Origin of the sequence: Nocardiopsis sp. NRRL B-16309 (assembly GCF_001279585.1) — a bacterium.
Lineage (GTDB): Bacteria > Actinomycetota > Actinomycetes > Streptosporangiales > Streptosporangiaceae > Nocardiopsis.
Genome location: NZ_LGEC01000126.1, coordinates 112,465 through 133,986 on the forward strand (window position 1 = coordinate 112,465; position 21,522 = coordinate 133,986).

The following is a 21,522-nucleotide window of genomic DNA, read 5'->3' on the forward strand; positions in this document are numbered from 1 at the left end:
GTGGGGGGCCGGGCGGCAGGCCGTACGCTGAGGACGTGTCCTTCTACGGTGATCTGCGCGTGGTCCTCCGGGGGTCCAGGTTCCGCCGGCTGTTCGGCACCCGCCTGGTCTCGCAGTTCTCCGACGGCGTCTACCAGGCCGGACTGGCCGGATTCGTCTTCTTCAACCCCGAGCAGCACACGAGCGCCGGCGCCGTCGCGGCGGCCTTCGCGGTGCTGCTCCTGCCGTTCTCGGTGGTGGCGCCCTTCGCCGGGGTCCTGATCGACCGGTGGCCGCGCCGCCAGGTCCTGCTGGTGTCCTCCCTCGTCAAGGCCGTGCTCGCGGTGGTGAGCGCGCTCGTGGTGTCCGGGGGCGAGGGCCCGGCCTTCCTCGTCGCCGCCCTGCTGGTGCTGAGCGTCAACCGCTTCTTCCTCTCGGGCCTGTCGGCGGGGCTGCCGTACGTGGTGTCCCGCGACAAGCTGATGATGGCCAACGCGGTCACCCCGACCTGCGGGACCGTGGCCAGCTCACTGGGCACCGGCGCGGGCCTGGCCGTCGGACTGGTCGGCGGCGCGACGGTCCTCGGCACGGGGCTGGTCCTGTTCGCCGCCGCGCTCGGCTTCGCCGGGGCCGCGCTGGTCTCCCTGTCCCTCGGGCGCCGGGAGCTGGGGCCGCACCTGGAGCGGGAGCCCGAGGAGGTGCGCGCCGCCGTCCACAGCGCCGTGCTCGGGATGGTCGCCGGGGTGCGGCACATCTGGGCCCGCCCCGCCGCCCGGGACGCGCTGGCCACGATCGGCGCACACCGTGTGCTGTTCGGTATCTCCACCCTGCTCACGCTGCTGCTGTACAACAACACGTTCACCGGCGGCGGGGTGGCCGGGCTCGCGGGCTTCTCCGTCGCGGCCGGACTGCTGGCGATCGGGTTCTTCCTCGGCGCGGTGGCCACCCCCTGGGCGACCGCGCGTATGGAGCCGGGTACGTGGATCGCCCTGCAGCTGGCGGCCGCCGCCGCGGCCCTGGTGGTCTTCGGGCTGCCCTTCTCCCCCGTGCTGTTCCCCGTGGCCGCGTTCGTGCTGGGCTTCGTCTCCCAGGGTGTGAAGGTCACGGTCGACACGTTGGTTCAGCGACATGTCGACGACGCGTTCCGGGGCCGGGTGTTCTCCGTCTACGACGTCCTGTTCAACGCCACGTTCGTCCTGGGCGCGGCGCTGGCGGCGGCGCTGGTGCCGCCGTCGGGGGTGAGCGCGGCCGTGGTCGGCGCCATGGCGCTCGCCTTCCTGTTCCTCAGCGCGGCCTGGATCGTGCGCGGCCTCCGCCAGGGGCCGGATCCGGCGTTCGGGAGGGTCGGCCGGGGCGGACCGGAGAAGCGGTCGCCCAGCGGGTCGCAGGCGTCCTGGGCCCGGCGCCGGGTTTCGCGCTCACCGGACGCAGGGGCGTGAGGAGCGGCCCCGTCAGCCGGTGGTGGTCTCCCGGTACACGCGCAGGCCGCGCGCGCGGTAGTTGGCGAGCGCGTGGTCGCCGTCGAGGCTGCACGTGTGCACCCACACGCGCCCGGTGGGTTCGCGGTCCGGCCACCGCTCGGCCAGGTCCCAGGCGCGGCGCAGCGTCAGTGTGAGCATGTGCCCGCCCAGCCCCCGGCCGAGGAAGCCGGGCAGCAGGCCGAAGTAGGCGATCTCGACGTCGCCGTCAGGCTGGGCGTCGAGTTCGGCGAAGCCCGCGGGGGTGCCGTGCTCGTACAGGACCCAGGTCTCGCTTCCGGGGCGCTCCACCCACGCGCGCCATCGCTCGTGCGACCACGGGAGGCGGTCGGTCCACTGCCAGTCCCCGCCGACGCGCTCGTAGAGGAAGCGGCTGAAGTCCGGACTGGGGATGCCGCACCGGACGAAGCGCACGTCCCGTCCGGCCACGGGCTCGCGCGCCGGGACCAGGTCCGACGGCGCGGTCGACTCCAGATACCAGGTGGTGGTCGTCATCCGGTCAGTGTCCCGCACCCGCCCCGAACGCCTCCGTCGGGGGCCTGCCGTCGAGCGGGCTGGAGTAGACGACGTTGGTGGTGACCGACCCCAGGGCGGCGGCCCGGCCCACCACCGACTCCAGGTGTCGCATGTCGCGGGCGAGCACCTTGAGCAGGAAGCAGTCCTCGCCGGTGACGTGGTGGGCCTCGGTGATCTCCGGCGTGCTCGCCAGTAGGTCGTGGAAGGGCTTGTAGTGGCCGGTGGGGTAGGCGAGCCGGACGAAGGCCAGCACGGTGAACCCGAGCCGCTCCGGGGCCACGGAGGCGGAGTAGCCGGTGATCACCCCCGTCTCCTCCAGGCGCCGCACCCGCTCGGTCACCGCGCTGGGCGACATGTCGACCTGCCGGGCGAGTTCGGCGTAGGTGGCGCGCCCGTCGTCCTGCAGGGCCCGAAGGAGGCGCAGATCGGTCTCGTCCAGGGATTCATCGGTCATGCACCAGGTATACCGCTACTTCCCCGGCCATCGACACTGAAGACCGTGGAAGCTCTCTGCCCACGGCGGGTGTCGGCTCCTAGATTGGTCGACATGACGACACACGCCTTCGACAGCCCCGCCGTTCGCGTTCCCGCCCTCTCCCCCGCCGAAGCCGCCGTGCACTTCGCGGCGCGCCTGGCCCTGTACACCGACGTCGCCGACGTCCACGCCTCGATGGCGCTGGACGAGCCCGGCCTCGTCCTGGTCGACACCCGGGACACCCGCTCGTGGGAGCAGGGCCGCGTGCCGGGCGCGGTGCACCTCCCGCACCCGGGGATCACCGAGGAGGCGTCCGGCCTGGTCGACCCCGCGCTGACCGTGGTGACCTACTGCTGGGGTCCGGGCTGTGACGGAGCGGCGCGCGGTGCCCTGGCCTTCGCCCTGCTGGGCTACGCGGTCAAGGAGATGGTGGGCGGCATGGAGTACTGGGTGCGGGAGGGGCTCGCGGTCGAGACCGACGCCGGTGTGGCCCGGGGTCCGGTCGACCCGCTGGTGGGACCGGTCGGCGTGCCGGGCTGTGCCTGTTGAGCCGCCGAACGGCGACACGGCGACAGGTCGACACATCGACCCGGACGGCCATCCTTACGTGATCGGATGATCACCTGCTGTAGTGTCCCCGGCAGGACTCATCGTCAGGAAGGTGCACCATGACCGTCGGTTTCGGACTGGGGAACCCGTCCAGCGCGTTCGGCCCGCGCGGGGTGTCCAAGCGCGTGGGGGCCGTCGCCCAGCAGCTGCCGCCCTACGGCGACCGGCTCCTGGACGTCGGCTGCGGAGACGGCACCTACACGGCCGAACTCGCACCGGGATTCGTCCGCGTGGACGCGATCGACGTGGAACCCGAGCGCCTCGCCTCGTTCGGCGACCGCATCGCCGGGACCGACCTCGCCGACCGGATCGGCCTGCACAAGATGAACGCGGACAGCCTGGCCTTCGACGCGCACACCTTCGACCGGGTGACGGCCTTCGAGGTCCTGGAGCACCTCGACGACCTGGAGGGGAGCCTGCGCGAGATCCACCGCGTGCTCAAGCCCGGCGGCGCGTTCTCCTTCACCACGCCCAATCGCTGGTTCCCCTTCGAGACGCACGGCGTCCTGTGGGGCACCCGGCGCCGGTCGGCGCTCACCGCCCCGTTCCTGCCCTGGGTGCGTCCGCTGCACGACCGGATGTCGGACGCACGCGCCTTCACCACCCAGGAGCTGGGCCGCGCGCTGCGCGCCACCGGCCTGAGCGTGCGTGCCATCGACTACCTGATGCCGCCGTTCGACCGCCGCGGGCGCGCCCTCCAGCAGGTCTCGGACTCCCTGGAGGGCACGCCGCTGCGCGTGTTCGGCATGGCGATGGCCGTGACCGCCGTCAAACCCGGGCGCTGACCGCCCGAACACACCGTCACAGGTGCTCCGCGGCCCAGGCCCGCAGGGCCTCGGTCGCGTCCTCCTTGCTCATCGGCCCGTTCTCCAGCCGGAGCTCCAGCATGTACCGGTAGGCCCGGCCGATGACCGGCCCCGGCTTGACGTCGAGGATCCGCTGGATCTCGTTGCCGTCCAGGTCCGGGCGGATCCGGTCGAGCTCCTCCTGCTCGGCGAGCTTCTCGATGCGCCGCTCGATGTCGTCGTAGGCGCGCGCCAGGGCCGCCGCCTTGCGCCGGTTGCGGGTGGTGCAGTCGGCGCGGGTGAGGATGTGCAGGCGCTCCAGCTGCGACCCCGCGTCGCGGGCGTACCGGCGCACCGCGGAGTCGGTCCACTCGCCCTTGCCGTAGCCGTGGAAGCGCAGGTGCAGGGCGACCAGGGTGCTGACGTCGGCGATGACGTCCTTGGGGAAGCGCAGCGCGCTGAGCCGCTTGCGGCTCATGGAGGCGCCCACCACCTCGTGGTGGTGGAAGGTCACCCGGCCGGGACCCTCGAAGGCCCTGGTCTTGGGCTTGCCGACGTCGTGCAGCAGCGCGGCCAGGCGCAGGACCAGGTCCGGCGCGTGCCCGCGGGCGCGCTCCAGCTCGATCGCCTGGTCCAGGACGATGAGCGAGTGCTCGTAGACGTCCTTGTGCCGGTGGTGCTCGTCGATCTCCAGGCGCAGCTTGGGGATCTCCGGCAGGACGTAGGGGGCGATCCCCAGGTCCACCATGAGCTCGATGCCCCGGCGCGGGTCCGAGCTGAGCAGGAGCTTGACCAGCTCGTCGCGGACCCGTTCGGCCGAGACGATGGACAGCCGCTCGGCCATGTCGCGGGCGGCCTCGGCCACCTCCGGGGCCAGCTCGAAGCCGAGCTGGGCGGCGAAGCGGACGGCCCGCATGATGCGCAGCGGGTCGTCGCTGAAGGAGTCCTCCGGCCGCCCGGGCGTGCGCAGGACGCCCTCGGCCAGGTCGGCGAGCCCGCCGAAGGGGTCGACGAACTCCTGGCTGGGCAGGCGCACGGCCATCGCGTTCACCGTGAAGTCGCGGCGCAGCAGGTCGTCGTGGATGTTGTCGCCGTAGTGCACGTCCGGCTTGCGCGACTTCGGGGAGTAGGACTCGCTGCGGTAGGTGGTGACCTCCACCTGGAGGTTCTTCTTGCGCAGCCCGACCGTGCCGAACTCGATGCCGACGGTCCACACCGAGTCGGCCCAGCCGTCGACCAGTTCGAGGATGCGCTGGGGGACGGCGTCCGTGGTGAGGTCCACATCGTTGGAGGCCCTGCCGAGGAGCGCGTCGCGCACCGGCCCGCCGACGACGGCGAGCTGCTGGTCGTGCGCGGCGAAGCGTTCGCCGAGTTCGTCGGAGACGGGGCGCACGGCGTCGAGCAGTGCGGTGACCGCCGCTCTCTGCTCGCCCGTCAGTGTCCCCGCGGGGCGCGTCGCCCCCGATTCCTCCTGCGTGGCGGTCTCGGTCTCACTCGAAAACTCTGTGTTCGGCACACCACGCAGATTAGGCGATCACGCGCGAGGACCCCGCCTTCTCCCGCCGACTCGTCCCGCGGACCGCGTCGGCACTGGTGGGCGGAGGGTGTTCGGTGAGAGGGTGGAGCACCCCCGCGACGCCGCGCGCGCCGGGCCAGCGTCCGGGTACCGGGGACACGGTATCTTCGGGGGCAGTGGTAGGGCGCCTCCGTCTCCTCGCGTCCACCCGGCCCGCGTCCGCCGAGCGCGCCGTGCGGGTGCTCCGACCGTCTCCGCCCCATGCGCGTACGCCCGGCGGGACGGCCATCTGGACCCGAATCAGGAAACCGGTCAAGCGTTGCGTCGAATTGTCTCCGCCGCCGCGGTCACGGCCATGACCGCCGCGCTGTTCCCGATCCCGGCCGCGCTGTCCTCCGTCAGGACCGAACCCCGGGCCGAGGACACCGCCGAGCCGCTCGTCGTCGAGCGCATCACTCCCGACGCGGTCGACGACGACAGCACCCTGCGCGTGACCGGCCGGGTGACCAACACCACCGACGCCGAGCTGGACGACGTCACCGTGCGCCTGCGCTACTCGCGCCACCCCTTCAGCGGCCGGGACGAGCTGGACGAGTTCGCCTCGGGCTCGGGCTGGCAGCCGAACGCGGAGGGCCCGGAGGAGGACGGTGTCGGCGCGCTGGAACCGGGCGCGGACGGCGACTACTCCCTCAGCACCCCCGTCGACGAGCTCGGCCTGTCGGGCTACGGCGTCTACCCGATGGTCATCGAGGCCGTCGACGGCGACGGCGGGGTCGTGGGCGCGCAGTACACCTTCCTCCCCTTCACGGGCGGGGACGACGTCCCCTCCGTCGACATCGCGTGGGTGTGGCCGCTCGTCACGGACCCGCAGCGCGCGGACGACGACACCTTCCTGAGCGACCGCGTCTCCGAGGAGGTCGACGCGGACGGCCGCCTGAGCCGTCTGCTGGCCGCCGGCGCGCAGACCGACCTGTCCTTCGACCCCGGAGAGGACGACCTGGTCGAACTCCTCGGTCTGGGCGAGGACCAGGAGGAGACACCGGTTCCGGACGACCCCACGGCCGAGGAGACCGCGGAGGGCCTGCCCTCCGAGGAGCCGACCGACGGGGAGGACGCCGAGGAGACCGCGGAGGGCGAGGACGGCGACCAGGAGGAGACCGGGGACGGGGACGCCGCGGACGAGGAGGATGAGGAGGAGCCGACCCGCACCGAGGGCGTCCCGATCACCTGGGCCGTCGATCCCGGCACGCTGGACGACATCGTGCGGGCGGCCTCCGATGAGTACTCGGTCGTGCAGGAGCTGGAGGACGTCCCGGCCGGCACCGACCCGGACGTCGAGCGGTTCGAGGCCGACCAGTCCGCCCAGGTGTGGTTGCGCGAGGCCCGCCGGGTGCTGGCCCAGGACACCGTCGTGGCCACGCCCTACGCCTCGGCCGACCTGGCCGCGCTGGTCCACAACGACATGGGCGCCGACGCCGAGGCCGCCGTCCGGGTCGGCCGGGAGGCGGTCCTGCGCGCACTGGCGATGGAGGCCGACGGCGCCTACGCCGTCCCGCCCGGCGGAGTGATGGACGAGGCCGTCTACACACTGCTGGCCGAGGCCGGCGCCGAGCGCTTCGTCCTGCGCGAGCCGACCCTGCCCGCGGCGGGCTGGCTCTCCACCACCCCGACCGCCCAGGCCCCGCTGCCGCCCGTGGAGGGCGACGCGGAGGGTGTGGAGCGGGTCGGCCTGGTCGCCGACGACGGCCTCACCGACGTGCTGTCCGCACCGACCGGCGGGCCGGGCGAGACCGCGCTCGCGCTGCAGCGCTTCGCGGCCGAGACCGCGATGATCGCGGGCGAGAACGCGGGCGACGACCGGGTGGTCGTCGCCTCTCCGGAGGCGCGGTGGGACCCGGACCCCGCTTTCGCGTCGGGTGTGCTGGAGGCCTCCGAGGAGCTGCCCTGGCTGTCCCCCGAACGGCTGGACGACGTGGAGCTGGCGGACGAGTCCGAGCGCGAGGACACCCGCCGCGGCCTCACCTACCCCGACGCCGAGGAGGAGCTGAGCTCCACCTACCTGAGCCAGATCCAGGACGTGAACCAGGACGTACGGCTGTTCAACAGCGTCCTGGTCGGGGGCTCCGATCCCTTCCGCCCCGCGGTCCTGCGGCTGGAGTCGACGTACTGGCGGGACCGCGGGGCCCCCGCCGGTGTGGCCCGCTCCCTCGTCCTGGGCACGATCCAGGAGCACCGCGAGGACGTGCGCATCATCCCCGGCGAGCCGGTCACCCTGGCCTCCCCGACCGGCATCACCGGGATCCTGGTGGCCAACGACCTGGAGGAGGAGACGGTCTACGTCCACCTCTCGGTGTACTCGGCCAACGCCGAACGGCTGGCCATCGGCGAGTACACGCAGCGCTTCGAGATCGCGCCGGGGGCCAAGACCACGGTCTACGTCCCGCTGTCGGCCCGGATCAACGGCCGCACGGAGCTGTACGTGAGCCTGCAGAACACCGAGGGCGAGCCGATCAGCTCCCAGGACATCCTGATCCCGGTCAACGCCACCGGACTGGGCACGCAGGCCCTGCTGATCAGCGGTATCGGTCTGCTCATCCTCGTCGTGGCCCTGGCGCCCCGGGCCCTGCGCAAGTGGACCCGCCGCCAGGCCTCCCGGTCCGCCGAGGAGGCCGACGGGGCCGCGGCCGAAGGCGCTGACGGGGGCGCTGACAAGAGCGCGACCGCTGACGGGGCCGAGAACGAAGCCGCGGGCGCGGACGAAGCCCCGGACGGCGGCGCGGCCGCGGACCGGAGCGCGGACGAAGCGAACGGGGACGCGCCCGCGGACGGCCGCACGGACGAGGCGACGACCGCGGACGGCCACACGGACGCTCCCGCGGACGACCGCACGAACGAAGCCGCGGACGGCGCCGAGGCGGCCGGGACCACGGACTCCGGTGACGCGGCCGCGGACCCTGTGGACGGGGCACCGCCGGACACAGGGGACGATGGCACCGGGCGTTCCTCCGGGGCGGACGCCGCCGAGGAGGCGACGGAGCCCGACACGAGCGGGACCGGGCACCCCCGGACACCGGACGGCCCCGGCCGGTGAGCCCCCGCCGAGCGATGCGCCGACATGTCGCCTGACCGACAGGACGCCATGTCGACACGTCCGCACGTCGCCATGCCGACGCGCGCCGCGGCGCACCCCCCGCCCCGGGCCCCGCACCGCGGAGTCCCGGCCGGACCTTCCCCAGTCGGACGAAAGGAAGCCTGATCCACGGTGGTCACCGACTCCCCGAACGGCGGCGGACACCCCGCCGACCGCTCCCCCCAGTACCCGTACCGCGACGCCGAGGGACCGCTGCCCGGCGAGAACCCGATCCGGCCGACCGGCGGCCCCACGGCCTCCTATGAGGAGGGCGAGCTGCCCGAGCCGGACGCGGTTCGGCCCGACGGCGGTTCCGGCGACGGGCCGACCGACGGACCGGGCGGCGGATCGGGGTCGGGCTCCGACGGCGGGATGATGCGCTCCAGCGCCGTCATGGCGGTCGGCACCATGGCCTCCCGGATCACCGGCTTCGCCCGCACCATCGTGCTCGGCGCGGCCATCGGCACCCACCTGCTCGGTGACGCCTACAACACCGCGCACACGATCCCGTTCATCCTCAACGACCTGCTCATCGGCGGCCTGATGGCGAGCGTCATCGTGCCGTTCCTGGTCAAGCGCCGCAAGCGCGACGCCGACCACGGCAAGGCGACCGAGGACCGGCTGTTCACCACCACGCTGCTGGCACTGCTGCTGCTCACGACGGTGGCCGTCCTGGCCGCCGAGTTCCTGATCCTGATGTACGGGTCACGGTTCACCGACGCGCAGTTCGACGACTCGGTGTTCCTGGCGCGCTACCTCATGACCCAGATCTTCTTCGTGGGCATGAGCGGGCTGCTCAGCGCCATGCTCAACACCCGCGGGAAGTTCGGCGCGGCGGTCTGGGCCCCGGTGCTCAACAACCTGGTCATCATGGGCGTCGGCGGGATGTTCCTGTGGGCGGCGGGCCCCGGCCAGGAGCCCCCGGTGGACCACTCCTACCTGACCCTGCTGGGCGCGGGCACCGCCGCGGGCATGGCGCTGCAGGCCGTCGTACTCTTCGTCGCCCTCGCCCGGTCCGGCTACCGGTGGCGCCCCCGGCTGGACCTGCGCGGCAGCGGCCTGGGCGAGGCCCTGCGCACCGCCGGCTGGATGATGCTCTACACCCTGCTCACCCAGGCGGGCCTGTGGATCACCACCAACATCGCCAACGCCGCCAACGTGGCCGGGATCGAGCAGGGGCGCGAGGTCGGTGCGGGCATCACCGCCTACAACCTCGCCTACCAGCTCTTCCAGCTGCCGTACGCGATCATCGCCGTCTCGCTCATCACCGTGCTCCTGCCCCGGATGAGCGCCCACGCCGAGGACGAGGACTGGACCTCGGTCCGCTCGGACTTCTCCCGCACCCTGCGGATCTCGGCGTTCGTCCTGGTGCCGATGGCCTTCGCGATCGCGATGTACGCGGTCCCGATCTCCGTGCTGGCCTTCGCGCGCGGGTCGATCTCGGTGGCCGACGCGGCCAACATCGGCCAGATCCTCGCGGTCATGGCCCTGGGGCTGGTCCCCTTCACGGTCTTCCAGCTCATGCTGCGTGTGTTCTTCGCCATGGGCGACACCCGCACGCCGTCCCTGATCGCCATCGCCAACCTGGCTGTTCACAGCGGCCTGGCCCTGGTCGCCTACCTGCTCCTGCCCCCGGAGCAGGTCGTCGTGGGCGTGGCGGCCGGCTTCATGTTCTCCTTCCTGACCGGCGTCGTCATCGCCGGGAACGTGCTGAGCCGACGCCTCGGGGGGCTTGACGGCAAGCACGTCATTGGCACATTGTTGCGCCTGCACGCGGCCGTCGTTCCGAGCATCGCGGCCGGCCTCGGTGTGTCCTGGCTCTTCGACACCCATGTCGGGCCCGGACTGGCCAGCTACATCGGTGCCCCCGCCGTCGGCTGCACGGTCGGCGCGCTGCTCTTCCTCGGATGCGCGCGCCTGCTGCGTGTCCCGGAGCTCACCGCCGCCGTGGAACTGATCCGCGGTCGGCTGCGTCGATGACGCAGTACCGTCCCTCCCGGCTCCGCCCCCGCCGGGAGTTCCCCCGAAGACGACCGTTCTGAGAGAAGGACAGCCCGACGGTGTCGAGCGACCACCCCACTGAGTCGAGCCCGCCCGTGGATGACGCCATCCCCGGGTCGCGGTCCCACGAACGGCACCGCACGCGCCTGCTGATGCCGGAGGACGTGCTCGACGACTACGAGCGGCACGATCCGGAGATCCCCGCCGAGACCGGTCTGACCACGGTCCGGGACCCGAGCGAGATCGGCGACCTGGGCACCGCCGACCGCGCCGGTCTGGAGGACGGCGACGAGGTCGGCGGCAGCTCCCACACCGGCCCCGGCAACATCGCCAGGTCGAGCGCGATCATGGCGGTCGGCACGATCGCCTCGCGCGTGACGGGCTTCGTCCGGACGATCATCCTGGCCGCGGCGATCGGCACCCAGCTGCTCGGCGACGCGTACCAGACCGCCGGCATGGTCCCGTACATGATCTACGACCTGCTGATCGGCGGGTTGCTGGCCAGCGTGTTCGTGCCCTTCATCGTCAAGCGGCGCAAGCTGGACGCCGACGGCGGCGACAAGACCGAGCAGCGCCTGGTCACGCTGATGCTGCTGGCCCTGTTCGTCATCACCCTCGTGGCGGTCGGCCTCGCGGAGTGGTTCATCCGGATCTACGCGGGCGGGTTCTCGGGCAGCCAGTTCGAGGTCTCGGTCATCCTCGCCCGCTTCCTGGTGCTGCAGATCTTCTTCATCGGCGCCAGCGGCCTGGCGAGCGCGATGCTCAACGCGCGCAACAGGTTCGGCGCGCCGATGTGGGCGCCGGTGCTGAACAACGTCGTCATCATCGGGATCTGCCTGTGGTTCCTGGCCCTGGCCGGGCCGGGCCGCACGGTGGAGACCATCACCAGCGGCGAGCTGATGCTCCTGGGCCTGGGCACGGCCCTGGGCCAGGTCGTGCAGGCGGCCGTGCTGGTGTGGGCCCTGGCCGCGGCGGGCTTCCGCTGGCGGCCGCGCATGGACCTGCGCGGCTCCGGCCTGGGCGAGGCGGCCGGCGCCGCCTCGTGGATGATGCTCTACATCGTCGTCGCGCAGGTGGGCGCGCTCGTCTCGACCAACGTGGCGACCCGTGCCGGGTCGATGGCGGCCGAGCTCGGCTACGAGACCGGTGCGGGTATCGCTGCCTACAAGTTCGCGTCCATGCTCTTCCAGCTGCCGTACGCGATCATCGCGGTGTCGGTGATCACGGCGTTGCTGCCGCGGATGAGCGAGCACGTGGCAGCGGGCCGCAAGGACCAGGTGCGCCGTGACTTCTCCCACGGCTTCAGGCTGTCGTCGGTGCTGATCATCCCCATCTCGGTGGCGATGATCGTCTTCGCCGTCCCGTTCTGTGTGATGATCTACGCGCAGGGCAGTACGAGCACCGAGGACGCCGCGGCGATCGGCCGCATCCTCATGGTCTTCTGCGTGATGCTCATCCCGTTCACGCTCTTCCAGCTGCAGATGCGCGTGTTCTACGCGCTGGGCGACACCCGCTCGCCCGCGCTGGTGTCGATCCCCTCGGAGATCGCCCACGCGGTCACCGCGGTCAGCCTGCTGTTCTGGATGGAGCCCCAGCACATCGTGGTGTGGCTGCCGGTGCCCTACGGCCTGTACTACATCGTGGGTTCGGTCATCATGTGGCGCATGCTGGCCAGGCGCCTCAACGGGATGGAGGGGCGCCAGACGCTCGTCACGCTCGCCAAGATCCACATCGCGACCGTTCCCTCGGCCCTGTTCGGTGTGGCCATGATCTACGTGTTCCGGGGCCTGCCCGGCGACCTGTGGCCCGCCCTCGCGTCCATCGCCGCCGGTGGTGTCGTCGGTGGCGTACTGTTCGTGGTTACCGCAAAGCTCCTCAATGTGACGGAAGTCACATCATTCCTCGATTTGCTCAAGTCCCGGCTGCGACGGCGCTGATCACCAGTCACGGGTGACGTTGGGTAGCCGCGTACCGGTATCGACCAGAGGGTGGAAAGGTATCCCGTGTCCTCCAAACAGGCTGTTCACGCGTCCTAGCATGGACTCGCACCGCTTCACCGCCAGAGATCTGATCATCCGAGCTGCCCGAAGGGAGGCTGGGGACAGCAAGTAGGGCCGAGGGCCCGCGCACCCCGCTACCGCTCCGCCCCACGGTGGAGCCCGCGGACGTCCGCGACGCCACGGCACCGGCGCCCGTCACTCCCATCATGAGCACCTTTCTGATCGAGCCCGGGGCCAAGCTGGCCAACCGCTACCGTCTCGACCACGTGGTGAGCGAGACCGGCGGAGCGACCCGCTGGAAGGCCACCGACGAGACACTGGCCCGCCCCGTCGCGGTGTGGACCTTCGCCGAGGGATTCCCCCGTACGTCCGAGGTCGTCCGCGCCGCCCGCGCCACCAGTCGCATTCCCGACGCCCGCGTCACCCAGGTCTTCGACGCCGACGACACCGGACCCGTCCCCTACGTCGTCGAGGAGTGGGTGGTCGGCTCTTCCCTGGCCGAACTCCTCGCCCAGGGGCCGATGGCGCCCGAGCGCGCCGCCGGCCTCGTGGCCGAGGCCGCCGAGGCCATCGCGGCCGCCCACGCCGGCGGCCTCACCCATCTGTGCCTGGCCCCCGACAAGCTCATGTGGAGCAGCGGCGGAGCGGTCAAGGTGATCGGCATCGGCGTCGACGCCGCCCTCATGGGCACGGGCGCAGGCAACGCCTCCGCCATCGACGCCCAGGGGCTGGGCGCCCTGCTGTACGCGGGCCTGACCGGGCACTGGCCCGGCGGCCCGCAGTCCGGCCTGCCCGCCGCCCCCCAGGGCCCCGCCGGCACCTATCCCCCGGGGCAGGTCCGCCCGGGCCTGCCCGAGCCGCTGGCCACCATCACGACCCGCGCGGCCCTGCCGCAGCTGGCGGGGCAGATGGTGCCCGGACCGCCGATCACCTCCCCCGCCGAGCTGTGCGCGGCCCTGGCCGAGGTCCCGCGGCTCATCCCCCTCCCCGTCGCCCCCGCCGAGTCGGCGCCCCCGCCGGAGAACGGCACCTCCCGGCGCACCGGTGAGTTCGACGCCGCCGGGTCGGGGTCGCGCCGCTCCATGCGGGGTTCGACCACGGCCGCCGCGCGGTCCGAGCGCCCGGAGCCCTCGCGGATGGACCGCCGCGCCTCCCGGTCCGAGGCCTCGCCCAAGCGCTTCCTCATCGGGGTGCTCGCGGTGGTGGTGTTCGTCGGCGTGGTCGCCGGCGCGTGGACCATCGGCGCGAGCCTGCGCGCCCAGGACGAGACCCCGGTCGACCCCAGCGCGGACTCCGCCGACGACGCCCAGGACTCCGAGGAGCTCGTACCCCTCGAGATCACCGGCTCCGACGGGTTCGACCCCATGCCGGACGGCGACGACTCCGAGCACGGCGACAACGCGCAGTACGCCCACGACGGTGATCCGAGCACCGACTGGAGCAGCGAGGGCTACAAGGACCCGCTGGAGATGCAGAAGGAGGGTGTGGGCCTCAAGCTGGACCTCGGTGGCAGCGAGGAGGTGCACGCGGTCGAGCTGACCCTGCCGGAGGCCGACCACGGCGTGCAGGTCCGCATCGGCGACAGTGACGCCGTGACCGACCAGACCACGCTGGACGAGCACCTCCCCGTCGCCTGGGAGGGCACCGTCAACGGCACGCAGACCATCCCCGTCGAGGGTGGTCGGAGCGGCCAGTACGTCGTCATCTGGTTCACGGAGCTGCCGGAGGACGGCGGCGAGTGGCGTGGGACGATCTACGAGGTCGAGGTGCTCGGCGCCTAGCCGGGTGGAACGGCCACGAGTGGAGTATGTGATCAGCACTGATGGACGCGGTCCACGAGCTTCCTGACCGGGAACTCCTGACAAGGCACTCCCAGGGCGACGACCAGGCCTTCGCGGTCCTGGTCCGTCGGCACCGGGAGCGCCTCTGGGCTGTCTCCATCCGGATGATGGGCGATCGTGAGGAGGCCTCCGACGCCCTGCAGGACGCCTTCCTGTCCGCGTTCCGCGCCGCGGACCGGTTCCGCGGCGAGTCGCAGGTGAGCACCTGGCTGCACCGCATCGTGGTCAACGCGTGCCACGACCGCCTGCGCCGCAGAAAGGTCCGTCCGGCCACCCCGACCGAGGACGAGGCCCTGGACGTGCTGTCCAACGAGCGGCTCGGCCGCGCCGGCGGGAGCCCCGACCACGCCGCGCGGACCGAGACGCGCCTGGACGTCCACGCCGCCCTGGACCTGCTCCCCCTCGAACAGCGGTTGGCCCTCACCCTGGTCGACATGCTCGGCTACCGGGTCGAGGAGGCCGCGCAGATCCTCGACGTGGCATCGGGCACGGTCAAGAGCCGATGTGCGCGGGGTCGCGCGAAACTTCTTCCCTCCCTTGCTCATCTAAGGAACCCTCAGCCGCCGCGAGACGTCACATCTGGGAGAGGAGGTGCCACCCCATCGTGACGTCCCACCCTGACGTGGAGGCACTCGCGCTCTTCGCCGAGGATCTGCTGGATTCCGACGAGATGCGCACGGTCGCCGCCCATACCGATTCCTGCGCCACCTGTGCGGCGACCCTGGACGAGCTCGCCGGGGTGACCCGCGTCCTCGCCGGGACCCCGGTTCCGGAGCTTCCGGGGGACGTGTCCGACCTCATCGACCGGCGTCTCGCCGAGGCCGCACACGAGCGGGCGGAGGGTGCCGCCGACTCCGGGACCGACGAGTCCGACGCCGACGCCGACGCCGGGTCCGACGCCCGCACCGCTCCCGGTCACGGCTCATCCGACGACGGGGCCTCCGACCTCGCCCCGGTGACGCCGATCACGCGCCGCCGGCGCTCGTTCGGCCTGCCGCAGCTGCTGGTCGCGGCCGCCGCGGCGGTCTTCGTCGTCGGTGGCGGCGCGGCGGTCGTCACCGAGGTCCTCCGCTCCTCCACGGAGAACACCGGAAGCGCCTCGGCGCCCATGGAGGCCTCCGAGGAGGAGGCGCCCCAGGACATGGGGCAGTCCTACCGACCGGAGGTGCTGGCCAGCGAGACGGTCTACACCGACGCGGACCTGGCCGAGCAGGCCGGCGGCGTGCTGGAGACGACCGCCGGGACCGACGCGAACGAGGACGGCGGCCCGGAGGCCCTGTCCGACGACGCGGGCTCGGACCTGGTGGGCGCCGAGGAGTGCGCGGCACGGCTCGACGAGGCCCTCGGCACCCGGGTCACGCTGGTGGACGACGCCTTCTACGGCACCGGCGCCGAGCGCGCGTGGGTGCTGTACGCCCCCGCGGACGACGACCGGGTGGACGTGTACGTCCTCGACCCGCGCTGCGTCCAGGAGGACGACATCACGCGCAGCGTCCTGGCCGAGACGACCGTCGACGCCCGCTGACCGTCGACCTGTCGACCTGTCGACCTGTCGGCGTATCGGTGTGTCGACCTGTGGCGATACCGGCGTGTCGACAGCCCCGCCCGTACCCGCGGGTGCGGTGCGACCGCGCTCGCGGCCCCGGTCGGCTCCGGGCCCCGGCGGCTCCCGGGCCCGGGCCCCGCGCCCGCGCATACCCCGCCCCCGTACGCTGGGCGGATGTCCGAAAGGGAATGCGGTGCGCCTACCATCGGTTGTGCTAACCAGATTTCCCCCGAGGTCACACCGGGTGACCAGGACAGCGACTGTGCGAAGGGCCTACGAGCGTGAGTGACGTCCGCAATGTCATCATCATCGGATCCGGGCCAGCCGGGTACACCGCGGCCGTCTACGCCGCGCGCGCCGAGCTGCGCCCCCTGGTGTTCGAGGGCTCCATCACCGCCGGTGGTGCGCTCATGAACACCACCGATGTCGAGAACTTCCCCGGCTTCCCCGACGGCATCATGGGGCCGGACCTCATGGACAACCTGCGCAAGCAGGCCGAGCGCTTCGGCGCCGAACTCGTCCCCGAGGACGTCACCGACGTCGACCTCACCAAGCCGGTGAAGGAGGTCACGGCCGGCGGTGAGACCTTCCTCGCGCACACCGTCATCCTGGCCACCGGATCGGGCTACCGCGAGCTCGGCATCCCGGGCGAGAAGGAGCTGTCCGGCCGCGGCACCTCCTGGTGCGCCACGTGCGACGGCTTCTTCTTCCGCGACCAGGACATCGCGGTCGCGGGCGGCGGCGACACCGCCATGGAGGAGGCCCTCTTCCTCACGCGGTTCGCCAAGTCGGTCACGGTCATCCACCGCCGGGACGAGCTGCGCGCCAGCCGCATCATGGCCGAGCGCGCGCTGGCCAACGACAAGATCTCGTTCCTGTGGAACACCGAGGTGAAGGAGGTGCTCGGGAAGGAGCGCGTCACGGGCCTCAAGGTGTTCAACAACAAGACCAACGAGACGAGCACGCTGGACGTCACCGGCCTGTTCGTCGCGATCGGCCACGACCCGCGGGTCGAGCTGTTCAACAAGCAGATCGAACTGGACGACGAGGGCTACGTCCGCGTCGACGCCCCCTCCACCCGCACCAACCGCGCGGGCGTGTTCGCGGCGGGCGACGTCGTGGACCACCAGTACCGCCAGGCGATCACGGCCGCCGGCACCGGGTGCTCCGCCGCGCTGGACGCCGAGCGCTACCTCGCCGACATGGGCAACTAACCGACCCGGCGCGCTCCCGCCACGCACCGGGGCCGCAGCGGTCGAGCGCACCAAGGGACACACCCCGAGCTTTCCCCGACGCAACGGTCTCGCCGAACCAAGGAGAACAATGTCCACCGTCAAGCACGTCACCGACGCCACCTTCAAGGATGACGTCCTGGCCAGCGACAAGCCGGTCCTCGTCGACTTCTGGGCCGACTGGTGCGGCCCCTGCAAGCAGATGGCCCCGGTCCTGGACAAGCTGGCGGAGGAGTACGGCGACAAGATCGAGATCGTCAAGCTGAACACGGACCAGAACCCGAACACCCCGCGCGACTACAACGTCATGTCCCTGCCGACGATGAACGTCTACAAGGACGGCGAGGTCGTCAAGCAGATCATCGGCGCCAAGCCGAAGCGCGTCCTGGAGAAGGACCTGGCCGAGTTCCTGTAACGAGGACCGCCAGAGCGCACGGAAGGCCCCCAGATCCACGTCTGGGGGCCTTTCACGTGCTCCGCCTCCACCCGGTCGGGTCGCCCCCTCCCAGGCCGCCGAGGGCGACCACAGGGCCGATGTTTCACGTGAAACATCGGCCCTCGCGTGTGCCCGCCGACCGTCGACGCTCCCGCGCCCGTTCGCCGTGGGCCCGCCGGTCCGCGTCCGTGCGTCCGTGCGCCCGCCGATCCGCGTGCCGTCGCCGCGCGCGCCCGCCGGGCGATCCGTCGACACGTGGACGTGTCGACAAGGCGATCAACCGATCTGGGCGATGATCCGCTCGAGGTCCTCCGGCGTCGCGAACTCCACGACGATCTTGCCCTTCTTCTTGCCCATGTCCACCTTCACGGTGGTGTCCAGGCGGTCGGCGAAGCGGGTCGCCCACTCCTCGACCTGCGGCGGGTTGGGCTCCCTCGCCGCCTTGGCCGCGCGCGGCCGCCGCTCGGCCTCGGGCTCCTCCCTGAGGGAGATGACCTCCTCCAGGGACCGCACGGACAGGCCCTCCTGCACCACGCGGGCCGCCAGGCGGTCCTGGAGCTCGGGGTCCTCCACCCGCAGCAGTGCCCGCGCGTGCCCCGCGCTCAGCACCTTCGCCGCCACGCGCGACTGCACCTTCGGCGGCAGGTTCAGCAGGCGCAGGGTGTTGGTGATGTGGGGCCGCGAACGGCCGACCCGCTGCGCCAGGACGTCGTGGGTCGCCCCGAAGTCGTCCAGCAGCTGCTGGTAGGCGGCCGCCTCCTCCAGGGGGTTGAGCTCCTGCCGGTGCAGGTTCTCCAAAAGGGCGTCCAGCAGGAGGGCGTCGTCGCTCGTGCTGCGGACGATCGCCGGGATCCGCTCCAGCCCGGCGTCCTTGCTGGCGCGCCAGCGCCGCTCCCCCATGATGAGCTCGTACCGCGGCTCGTCGCCGTCCTCGATCTTGCGGACCACGACGGGCTGGAGCAGCCCGACCTCCCTGATGGAGTCGCGCAGCTCCTCCAGCGCCTGGTCGTCGAAGTGGTGACGGGGCTGGCGGGGGTTGCGCGTGATCGCGCCGACCGCCACCTCCTCCAGGTACGTGCCGTCCGACAGCCCGACGGGCACGGCCTCCTCAACCACCTCGGGTGCGGGGGGCGCGTCACTCTCCGGCACCGCGGAAGCTGTCGGCCCCTGGGGGATGATGGCCCCCAGCCCCCTGCCCAGTCCGCGCCGCTGTTGGCTCACCGGCAACTCCTTCCACACTTCTCGAAAGAACTCCGTCCGGGGTCACCGGACCTGCTTCAGCCGTCGACCGCGTCCGCCCGGTGCGCGATCTCCCGCGCGGCCTCCAGATAGGCGATCGCGCCCGTGGAGGTCGGGGAGTAGGTCATCACCGACTCGTCGTAGCTGGGCGCCTCCGACACACGGATACTGCGCGGCACCAGGGTCTCCAGGACCAGGTCGCCGAAGTTGGAGCGCACCTCGTCGACCACCTGCTGTGACAGGTTGGTGCGGCCGTCGTACATCGTCAGCAGGATGGTACTGACCGCCAGCCCCGGGTTCAGGTGGGCCTGGACGAGCTTCACGTTGTTCAGCAGCTGCCCCAGGCCCTCCAGCGCGTAGTACTCGCACTGGATCGGGATCATGACCTCGTCGCACGCCACCATCGCGTTGACCGTGAGCAGTCCGAGCGAGGGAGGGCAGTCGATGAGGATGTAGTCGAGCTCGGAGGTGTCGTAGGCGGCCAGGGCGCGCTTGAGACGGGACTCGCGCGCGACGAGGGAGACCAGTTCGATCTCGGCGCCCGAGAGGTGGATGTTGGCGGGAACGCACCACAGGTTCTCGATGTTCGGAACCGGCTTGGCGAGGTTGCGGATCTCCTCGTCCTCGACCAGGCAGTGGTAGATGGAGCTGATGTCGGGATTGCGCTCCATGCCCAGGGCCGTGGAGGCGTTCCCCTGGGGGTCGAGGTCGATGACGAGGACGCGCTGCCCGTTCATCGCCAGTGCGGCCGCGATGTTGACGGTCGTCGTGGTCTTGCCGACGCCGCCCTTCTGGTTCGAGACGCTGATCACGCGACAGGACTTGGGGCGGGGCCAGAAGGCCCCGGAGCCACGCCTGGGCATCGCGGCCTGGGCCGCGTGAGCGAGCGGAGTGTCGGGGACGCCGTCTGTTTCACGTGAAACATCGAGCAGGTCGCCATAGGAGGATGTTTCACGTGAAACATCGGCTGGATTCTGGGACACGAATGAGTTCACCTCTTCCGTCCGCGCTTCTTCTTTCCGCCTCGCGGCGGCGGACCACCCTCGGATGTCACCGTGACGCGAACGACCGTGGTAGCGGGTTCGACCCTACCGTGGCCGACCCGAATGACGTCGCAGACGCAAGGGCGCAGTTTCGACACGTCTTTCTCCGCGGCCGCGAGCTCGGCCTCGGCCTGCTCGCCCTTGAGCGCGAGGAGGCTGCCGCCCCTGCGCAGGAGCGGTAGCGCCCACCCCGCGAGCCGGGGCAGCGGGGCGACCGCGCGGGCGGTCACGAAGTCCGCGAGCAGGTCGCCGCGCACCTCCTCGGCCCTCCCCCGGCGCACCTCCACGTTCGGCAGCTCCAACAGCTCGACCGCCTCGTTGAGGAAGACCGTCCGTCGCAGGAGGGGCTCCAGGAGCACCATCCGGATGTCGGGACGCAGGAGTCCGAGCACCAGCCCGGGCAGTCCGGCCCCGGAACCGACGTCGACCACGTGGGCGCCCTCCGGGATCAACTCCTCCACGACGGCGCAGTTGAGGAGATGCCGCTCCCACAGCCGCGGAACCTCGCGCGGGCCGATGAGGCCGCGCCGGACACCGTCGTCCGCGAGGAGTTCGGCGAAGCGCCGCGCCTTCGGCAAGGAGTCCCCGAACACCGTCTCCGCCTGATCGGTCGGAGCGGTCGGAGCGGTCTCCTCAGACCCCGAGGACATCAGTCACCACCTGTCGGAACTCGTCCATCGTTTACTTCGATCGCCAGAGCACGATACGCGCCCCCATGATCCTATGCGCGGGTGTCACCAAGGTTTCACGTGAAACATCGGCGAACACCACCGCCGTGCCCACAGGGCGCGAAGTCGCCGCGATCCCCGCCGACCCGCGCGGTGGACTTGTCGACCACCTCTGGCGCCTTGTCGACTCCGCCTGCCGCTTTGTCGACTCCCCCTGGCGTCATGTCGACCTCGCGAACCGCCATGTCGACTCTGTCCGCCACCAAGTCGACACCGCGCACCGCCATGGCTTTTTGGAGGCCGCTACCCGAATCGCGCACAGAGGGCCGGACAGCAGCGGCGTCGCGGCGAAGAACGGTCGGCCGGCCCGAACCGCGCACAGGGGCCGGACACAGCGAGAGGGGGTGGCGATGTTTCACGTGAAACATCGCCACCCCCTCCGGGAGTGCGTCCTGTCCTGCCCCGCCGAACCTCCGCCGTGCGCCGGTTCGTCGCCGGGCGCCGCGGAGGACGGGAATCCCGCCCCCGACTAGTCGGCGGGGTGCACGACCACGTAGCGGTTGGGCTCCTCGCCCTCGGACTCGCTCCGCAGACCCGCGGCGGCGACCGCGTCGTGCACGACCTTGCGCTCGAACGGGGTCATGGGCTCCAGCGGCTCGGTCTCGCCGGTCTCCTTGACCTTCGCCGCGGCCTCGGAACCGATCTTGAAGAGCACCTTGCGGCGCCCCTCGCGGTAGCCGCCGATGTCGAGCATCAGGCGGCTGCGCTCACCGGTCGCCCGGTGGACGGCCAGCCGGGTCAGCTCCTGGAGCGCCTCCAGGACCTCACCGTTCTCGCCGATCAGCTCGTCCAGGGTGGCCCCGACGACCGACACGAGCGCGCGGTCGCCCTCCACGTCCATGTCGATGTCGCCGTCGAAGTCCGCGATGTCGAGGAGTCCCTCGATGTAGTCCGCGGCGATGTCGCCCTCGTTCTCCAGGGCCTCGACGTCGAACTCGGCCTCAGGCGCGTCAGCCACCGCTACTCCA

At 71.6% G+C, this 21,522-nt stretch carries 18 protein-coding genes; 11 read left to right on the forward strand and 7 right to left on the reverse strand.

What is annotated here, in order from left to right; translation table 11 throughout:
- The first annotated feature begins 35 nt into the window (after positions 1-35).
- Positions 36-1,418 (forward strand): MFS transporter, encoded by a 1,383-nt coding sequence (locus ADL05_RS27305; protein WP_082376929.1) that lies wholly within the window; start codon positions 36-38, stop codon positions 1,416-1,418.
- 12 nt (positions 1,419-1,430) lie between these two features.
- Here ADL05_RS27305 and ADL05_RS27310 read toward each other — a convergent pair whose 3' ends face one another.
- Together ADL05_RS27310 and ADL05_RS27315 are read right to left on the reverse strand one after the other, a co-directional pair.
- A complete protein-coding gene (locus tag ADL05_RS27310; RefSeq protein ID WP_053619891.1) occupies positions 1,431-1,952 on the reverse strand; it encodes a GNAT family N-acetyltransferase in 522 nt (173 codons plus the stop codon).
- 4 nt (positions 1,953-1,956) lie between these two features.
- Positions 1,957-2,427: an Lrp/AsnC family transcriptional regulator gene (locus ADL05_RS27315; RefSeq protein WP_053619892.1), complete on the reverse strand. Its 471-nt coding sequence runs from the start codon at positions 2,425-2,427 to the stop codon at positions 1,957-1,959.
- A 93-nt stretch (positions 2,428-2,520) separates the two neighbouring features.
- Here ADL05_RS27315 and ADL05_RS27320 point away from each other — a divergent pair, with 93 nt between their 5' ends.
- Positions 2,521-2,997, forward strand: a complete 477-nt coding sequence (locus tag ADL05_RS27320; RefSeq protein WP_053619953.1) for a rhodanese-like domain-containing protein — start codon at positions 2,521-2,523, stop codon at positions 2,995-2,997.
- A 119-nt stretch (positions 2,998-3,116) separates the two neighbouring features.
- Complete coding sequence (locus ADL05_RS27325; RefSeq protein ID WP_053619893.1) at positions 3,117-3,842, forward strand: bifunctional 2-polyprenyl-6-hydroxyphenol methylase/3-demethylubiquinol 3-O-methyltransferase UbiG; 726 nt, start codon at positions 3,117-3,119, stop codon at positions 3,840-3,842.
- Positions 3,843-3,858: 16 nt separating this feature from the next.
- Here the strand turns inward: ADL05_RS27325 and ADL05_RS27330 are convergent, their stop codons facing one another.
- Entirely contained in the window at positions 3,859-5,358 is a 1,500-nt protein-coding gene (locus tag ADL05_RS27330; RefSeq protein ID WP_053619894.1) for a CCA tRNA nucleotidyltransferase, read from the reverse strand.
- Positions 5,359-5,461: 103 nt separating this feature from the next.
- On the opposite strand from ADL05_RS27330, the gene ADL05_RS27335 reads away from it, so the two are divergent.
- The 8 genes from ADL05_RS27335 to trxA all read left to right on the forward strand — a co-directional run bounded on the left by ADL05_RS27335 (position 5,462) and on the right by trxA (position 17,523).
- Positions 5,462-8,449 (forward strand): DUF6049 family protein, encoded by a 2,988-nt coding sequence (locus ADL05_RS27335; RefSeq protein WP_255351868.1) that lies wholly within the window; start codon positions 5,462-5,464, stop codon positions 8,447-8,449.
- A gap of 171 nt (positions 8,450-8,620) precedes the next feature.
- The gene (gene murJ / locus ADL05_RS27340) at positions 8,621-10,468 is read left to right on the forward strand and encodes a murein biosynthesis integral membrane protein MurJ (RefSeq protein WP_053619895.1); all 1,848 of its coding nucleotides are present in this window, start codon (positions 8,621-8,623) and stop codon (positions 10,466-10,468) included.
- 173 nt (positions 10,469-10,641) lie between these two features.
- Positions 10,642-12,426 (forward strand): murein biosynthesis integral membrane protein MurJ, encoded by a 1,785-nt coding sequence (murJ, locus tag ADL05_RS27345; RefSeq protein WP_197285954.1) that lies wholly within the window; start codon positions 10,642-10,644, stop codon positions 12,424-12,426.
- A 269-nt stretch (positions 12,427-12,695) separates the two neighbouring features.
- On the forward strand, positions 12,696-14,270 hold the full coding sequence (locus ADL05_RS27350; RefSeq protein ID WP_053619955.1) for a protein kinase family protein: 1,575 nt from the start codon (positions 12,696-12,698) through the stop codon (positions 14,268-14,270).
- Between the two features lie 41 nt (positions 14,271-14,311).
- Positions 14,312-14,938 carry an RNA polymerase sigma factor SigM gene (sigM, locus tag ADL05_RS27355; protein ID WP_053619896.1) on the forward strand — a complete coding sequence of 209 codons (627 nt, stop codon included), beginning with the start codon at positions 14,312-14,314 and terminating at the stop codon, positions 14,936-14,938.
- A complete protein-coding gene (locus ADL05_RS31395; RefSeq protein ID WP_231640921.1) occupies positions 14,935-15,855 on the forward strand; it encodes an anti-sigma factor in 921 nt (306 codons plus the stop codon). The genes sigM and ADL05_RS31395 overlap by 4 nt, the downstream gene beginning before the upstream one ends.
- Positions 15,856-16,157: 302 nt before the next feature.
- A complete protein-coding gene (trxB, locus tag ADL05_RS27365; protein WP_053619898.1) occupies positions 16,158-17,090 on the forward strand; it encodes a thioredoxin-disulfide reductase in 933 nt (310 codons plus the stop codon).
- A 109-nt stretch (positions 17,091-17,199) separates the two neighbouring features.
- The gene (trxA, locus tag ADL05_RS27370; protein ID WP_053619899.1) at positions 17,200-17,523 is read left to right on the forward strand and encodes a thioredoxin; all 324 of its coding nucleotides are present in this window, start codon (positions 17,200-17,202) and stop codon (positions 17,521-17,523) included.
- Between the two features lie 297 nt (positions 17,524-17,820).
- Here trxA and ADL05_RS27375 read toward each other — a convergent pair whose 3' ends face one another.
- From ADL05_RS27375 to ADL05_RS27390, 4 genes are all read right to left on the reverse strand, one after another.
- Positions 17,821-18,765: a ParB/RepB/Spo0J family partition protein gene (locus ADL05_RS27375; RefSeq protein WP_053619900.1), complete on the reverse strand. Its 945-nt coding sequence runs from the start codon at positions 18,763-18,765 to the stop codon at positions 17,821-17,823.
- Positions 18,766-18,821: 56 nt separating this feature from the next.
- The gene (locus ADL05_RS27380; protein ID WP_053619901.1) at positions 18,822-19,646 is read right to left on the reverse strand and encodes a ParA family protein; all 825 of its coding nucleotides are present in this window, start codon (positions 19,644-19,646) and stop codon (positions 18,822-18,824) included.
- A gap of 128 nt (positions 19,647-19,774) precedes the next feature.
- Positions 19,775-20,476: a 16S rRNA (guanine(527)-N(7))-methyltransferase RsmG gene (rsmG, locus tag ADL05_RS27385; protein ID WP_053619902.1), complete on the reverse strand. Its 702-nt coding sequence runs from the start codon at positions 20,474-20,476 to the stop codon at positions 19,775-19,777.
- A 547-nt stretch (positions 20,477-21,023) separates the two neighbouring features.
- The gene (locus ADL05_RS27390) at positions 21,024-21,512 is read right to left on the reverse strand and encodes a R3H domain-containing nucleic acid-binding protein (protein ID WP_053619903.1); all 489 of its coding nucleotides are present in this window, start codon (positions 21,510-21,512) and stop codon (positions 21,024-21,026) included.
- Between the last annotated feature and the right edge of the window lie 10 nt (positions 21,513-21,522).

What these genes read in the sequence shown, in the direction of transcription:
- murJ (WP_197285954.1), top strand. Translation starts at nt 10,642, where the DNA reads ATGCCGGAGGACGTGCTCGACGACTACGAGCGGCACGATCCGGAGATC.
- ADL05_RS27310 (WP_053619891.1), bottom strand. Translation starts at nt 1,952, where the DNA reads ATGACGACCACCACCTGGTATCTGGAGTCGACCGCGCCGTCGGACCTG.
- trxA (WP_053619899.1), top strand. Translation starts at nt 17,200, where the DNA reads ATGTCCACCGTCAAGCACGTCACCGACGCCACCTTCAAGGATGACGTC.
- ADL05_RS27380 (WP_053619901.1), bottom strand. Translation starts at nt 19,646, where the DNA reads ATGCCCAGGCGTGGCTCCGGGGCCTTCTGGCCCCGCCCCAAGTCCTGT.
- ADL05_RS27315 (WP_053619892.1), bottom strand. Translation starts at nt 2,427, where the DNA reads ATGACCGATGAATCCCTGGACGAGACCGATCTGCGCCTCCTTCGGGCC.
- sigM (WP_053619896.1), top strand. Translation starts at nt 14,312, where the DNA reads ATGGACGCGGTCCACGAGCTTCCTGACCGGGAACTCCTGACAAGGCAC.
- rsmG (WP_053619902.1), bottom strand. Translation starts at nt 20,476, where the DNA reads ATGTCCTCGGGGTCTGAGGAGACCGCTCCGACCGCTCCGACCGATCAG.
- ADL05_RS27320 (WP_053619953.1), top strand. Translation starts at nt 2,521, where the DNA reads ATGACGACACACGCCTTCGACAGCCCCGCCGTTCGCGTTCCCGCCCTC.
- ADL05_RS27350 (WP_053619955.1), top strand. Translation starts at nt 12,696, where the DNA reads ATGAGCACCTTTCTGATCGAGCCCGGGGCCAAGCTGGCCAACCGCTAC.
- ADL05_RS27325 (WP_053619893.1), top strand. Translation starts at nt 3,117, where the DNA reads ATGACCGTCGGTTTCGGACTGGGGAACCCGTCCAGCGCGTTCGGCCCG.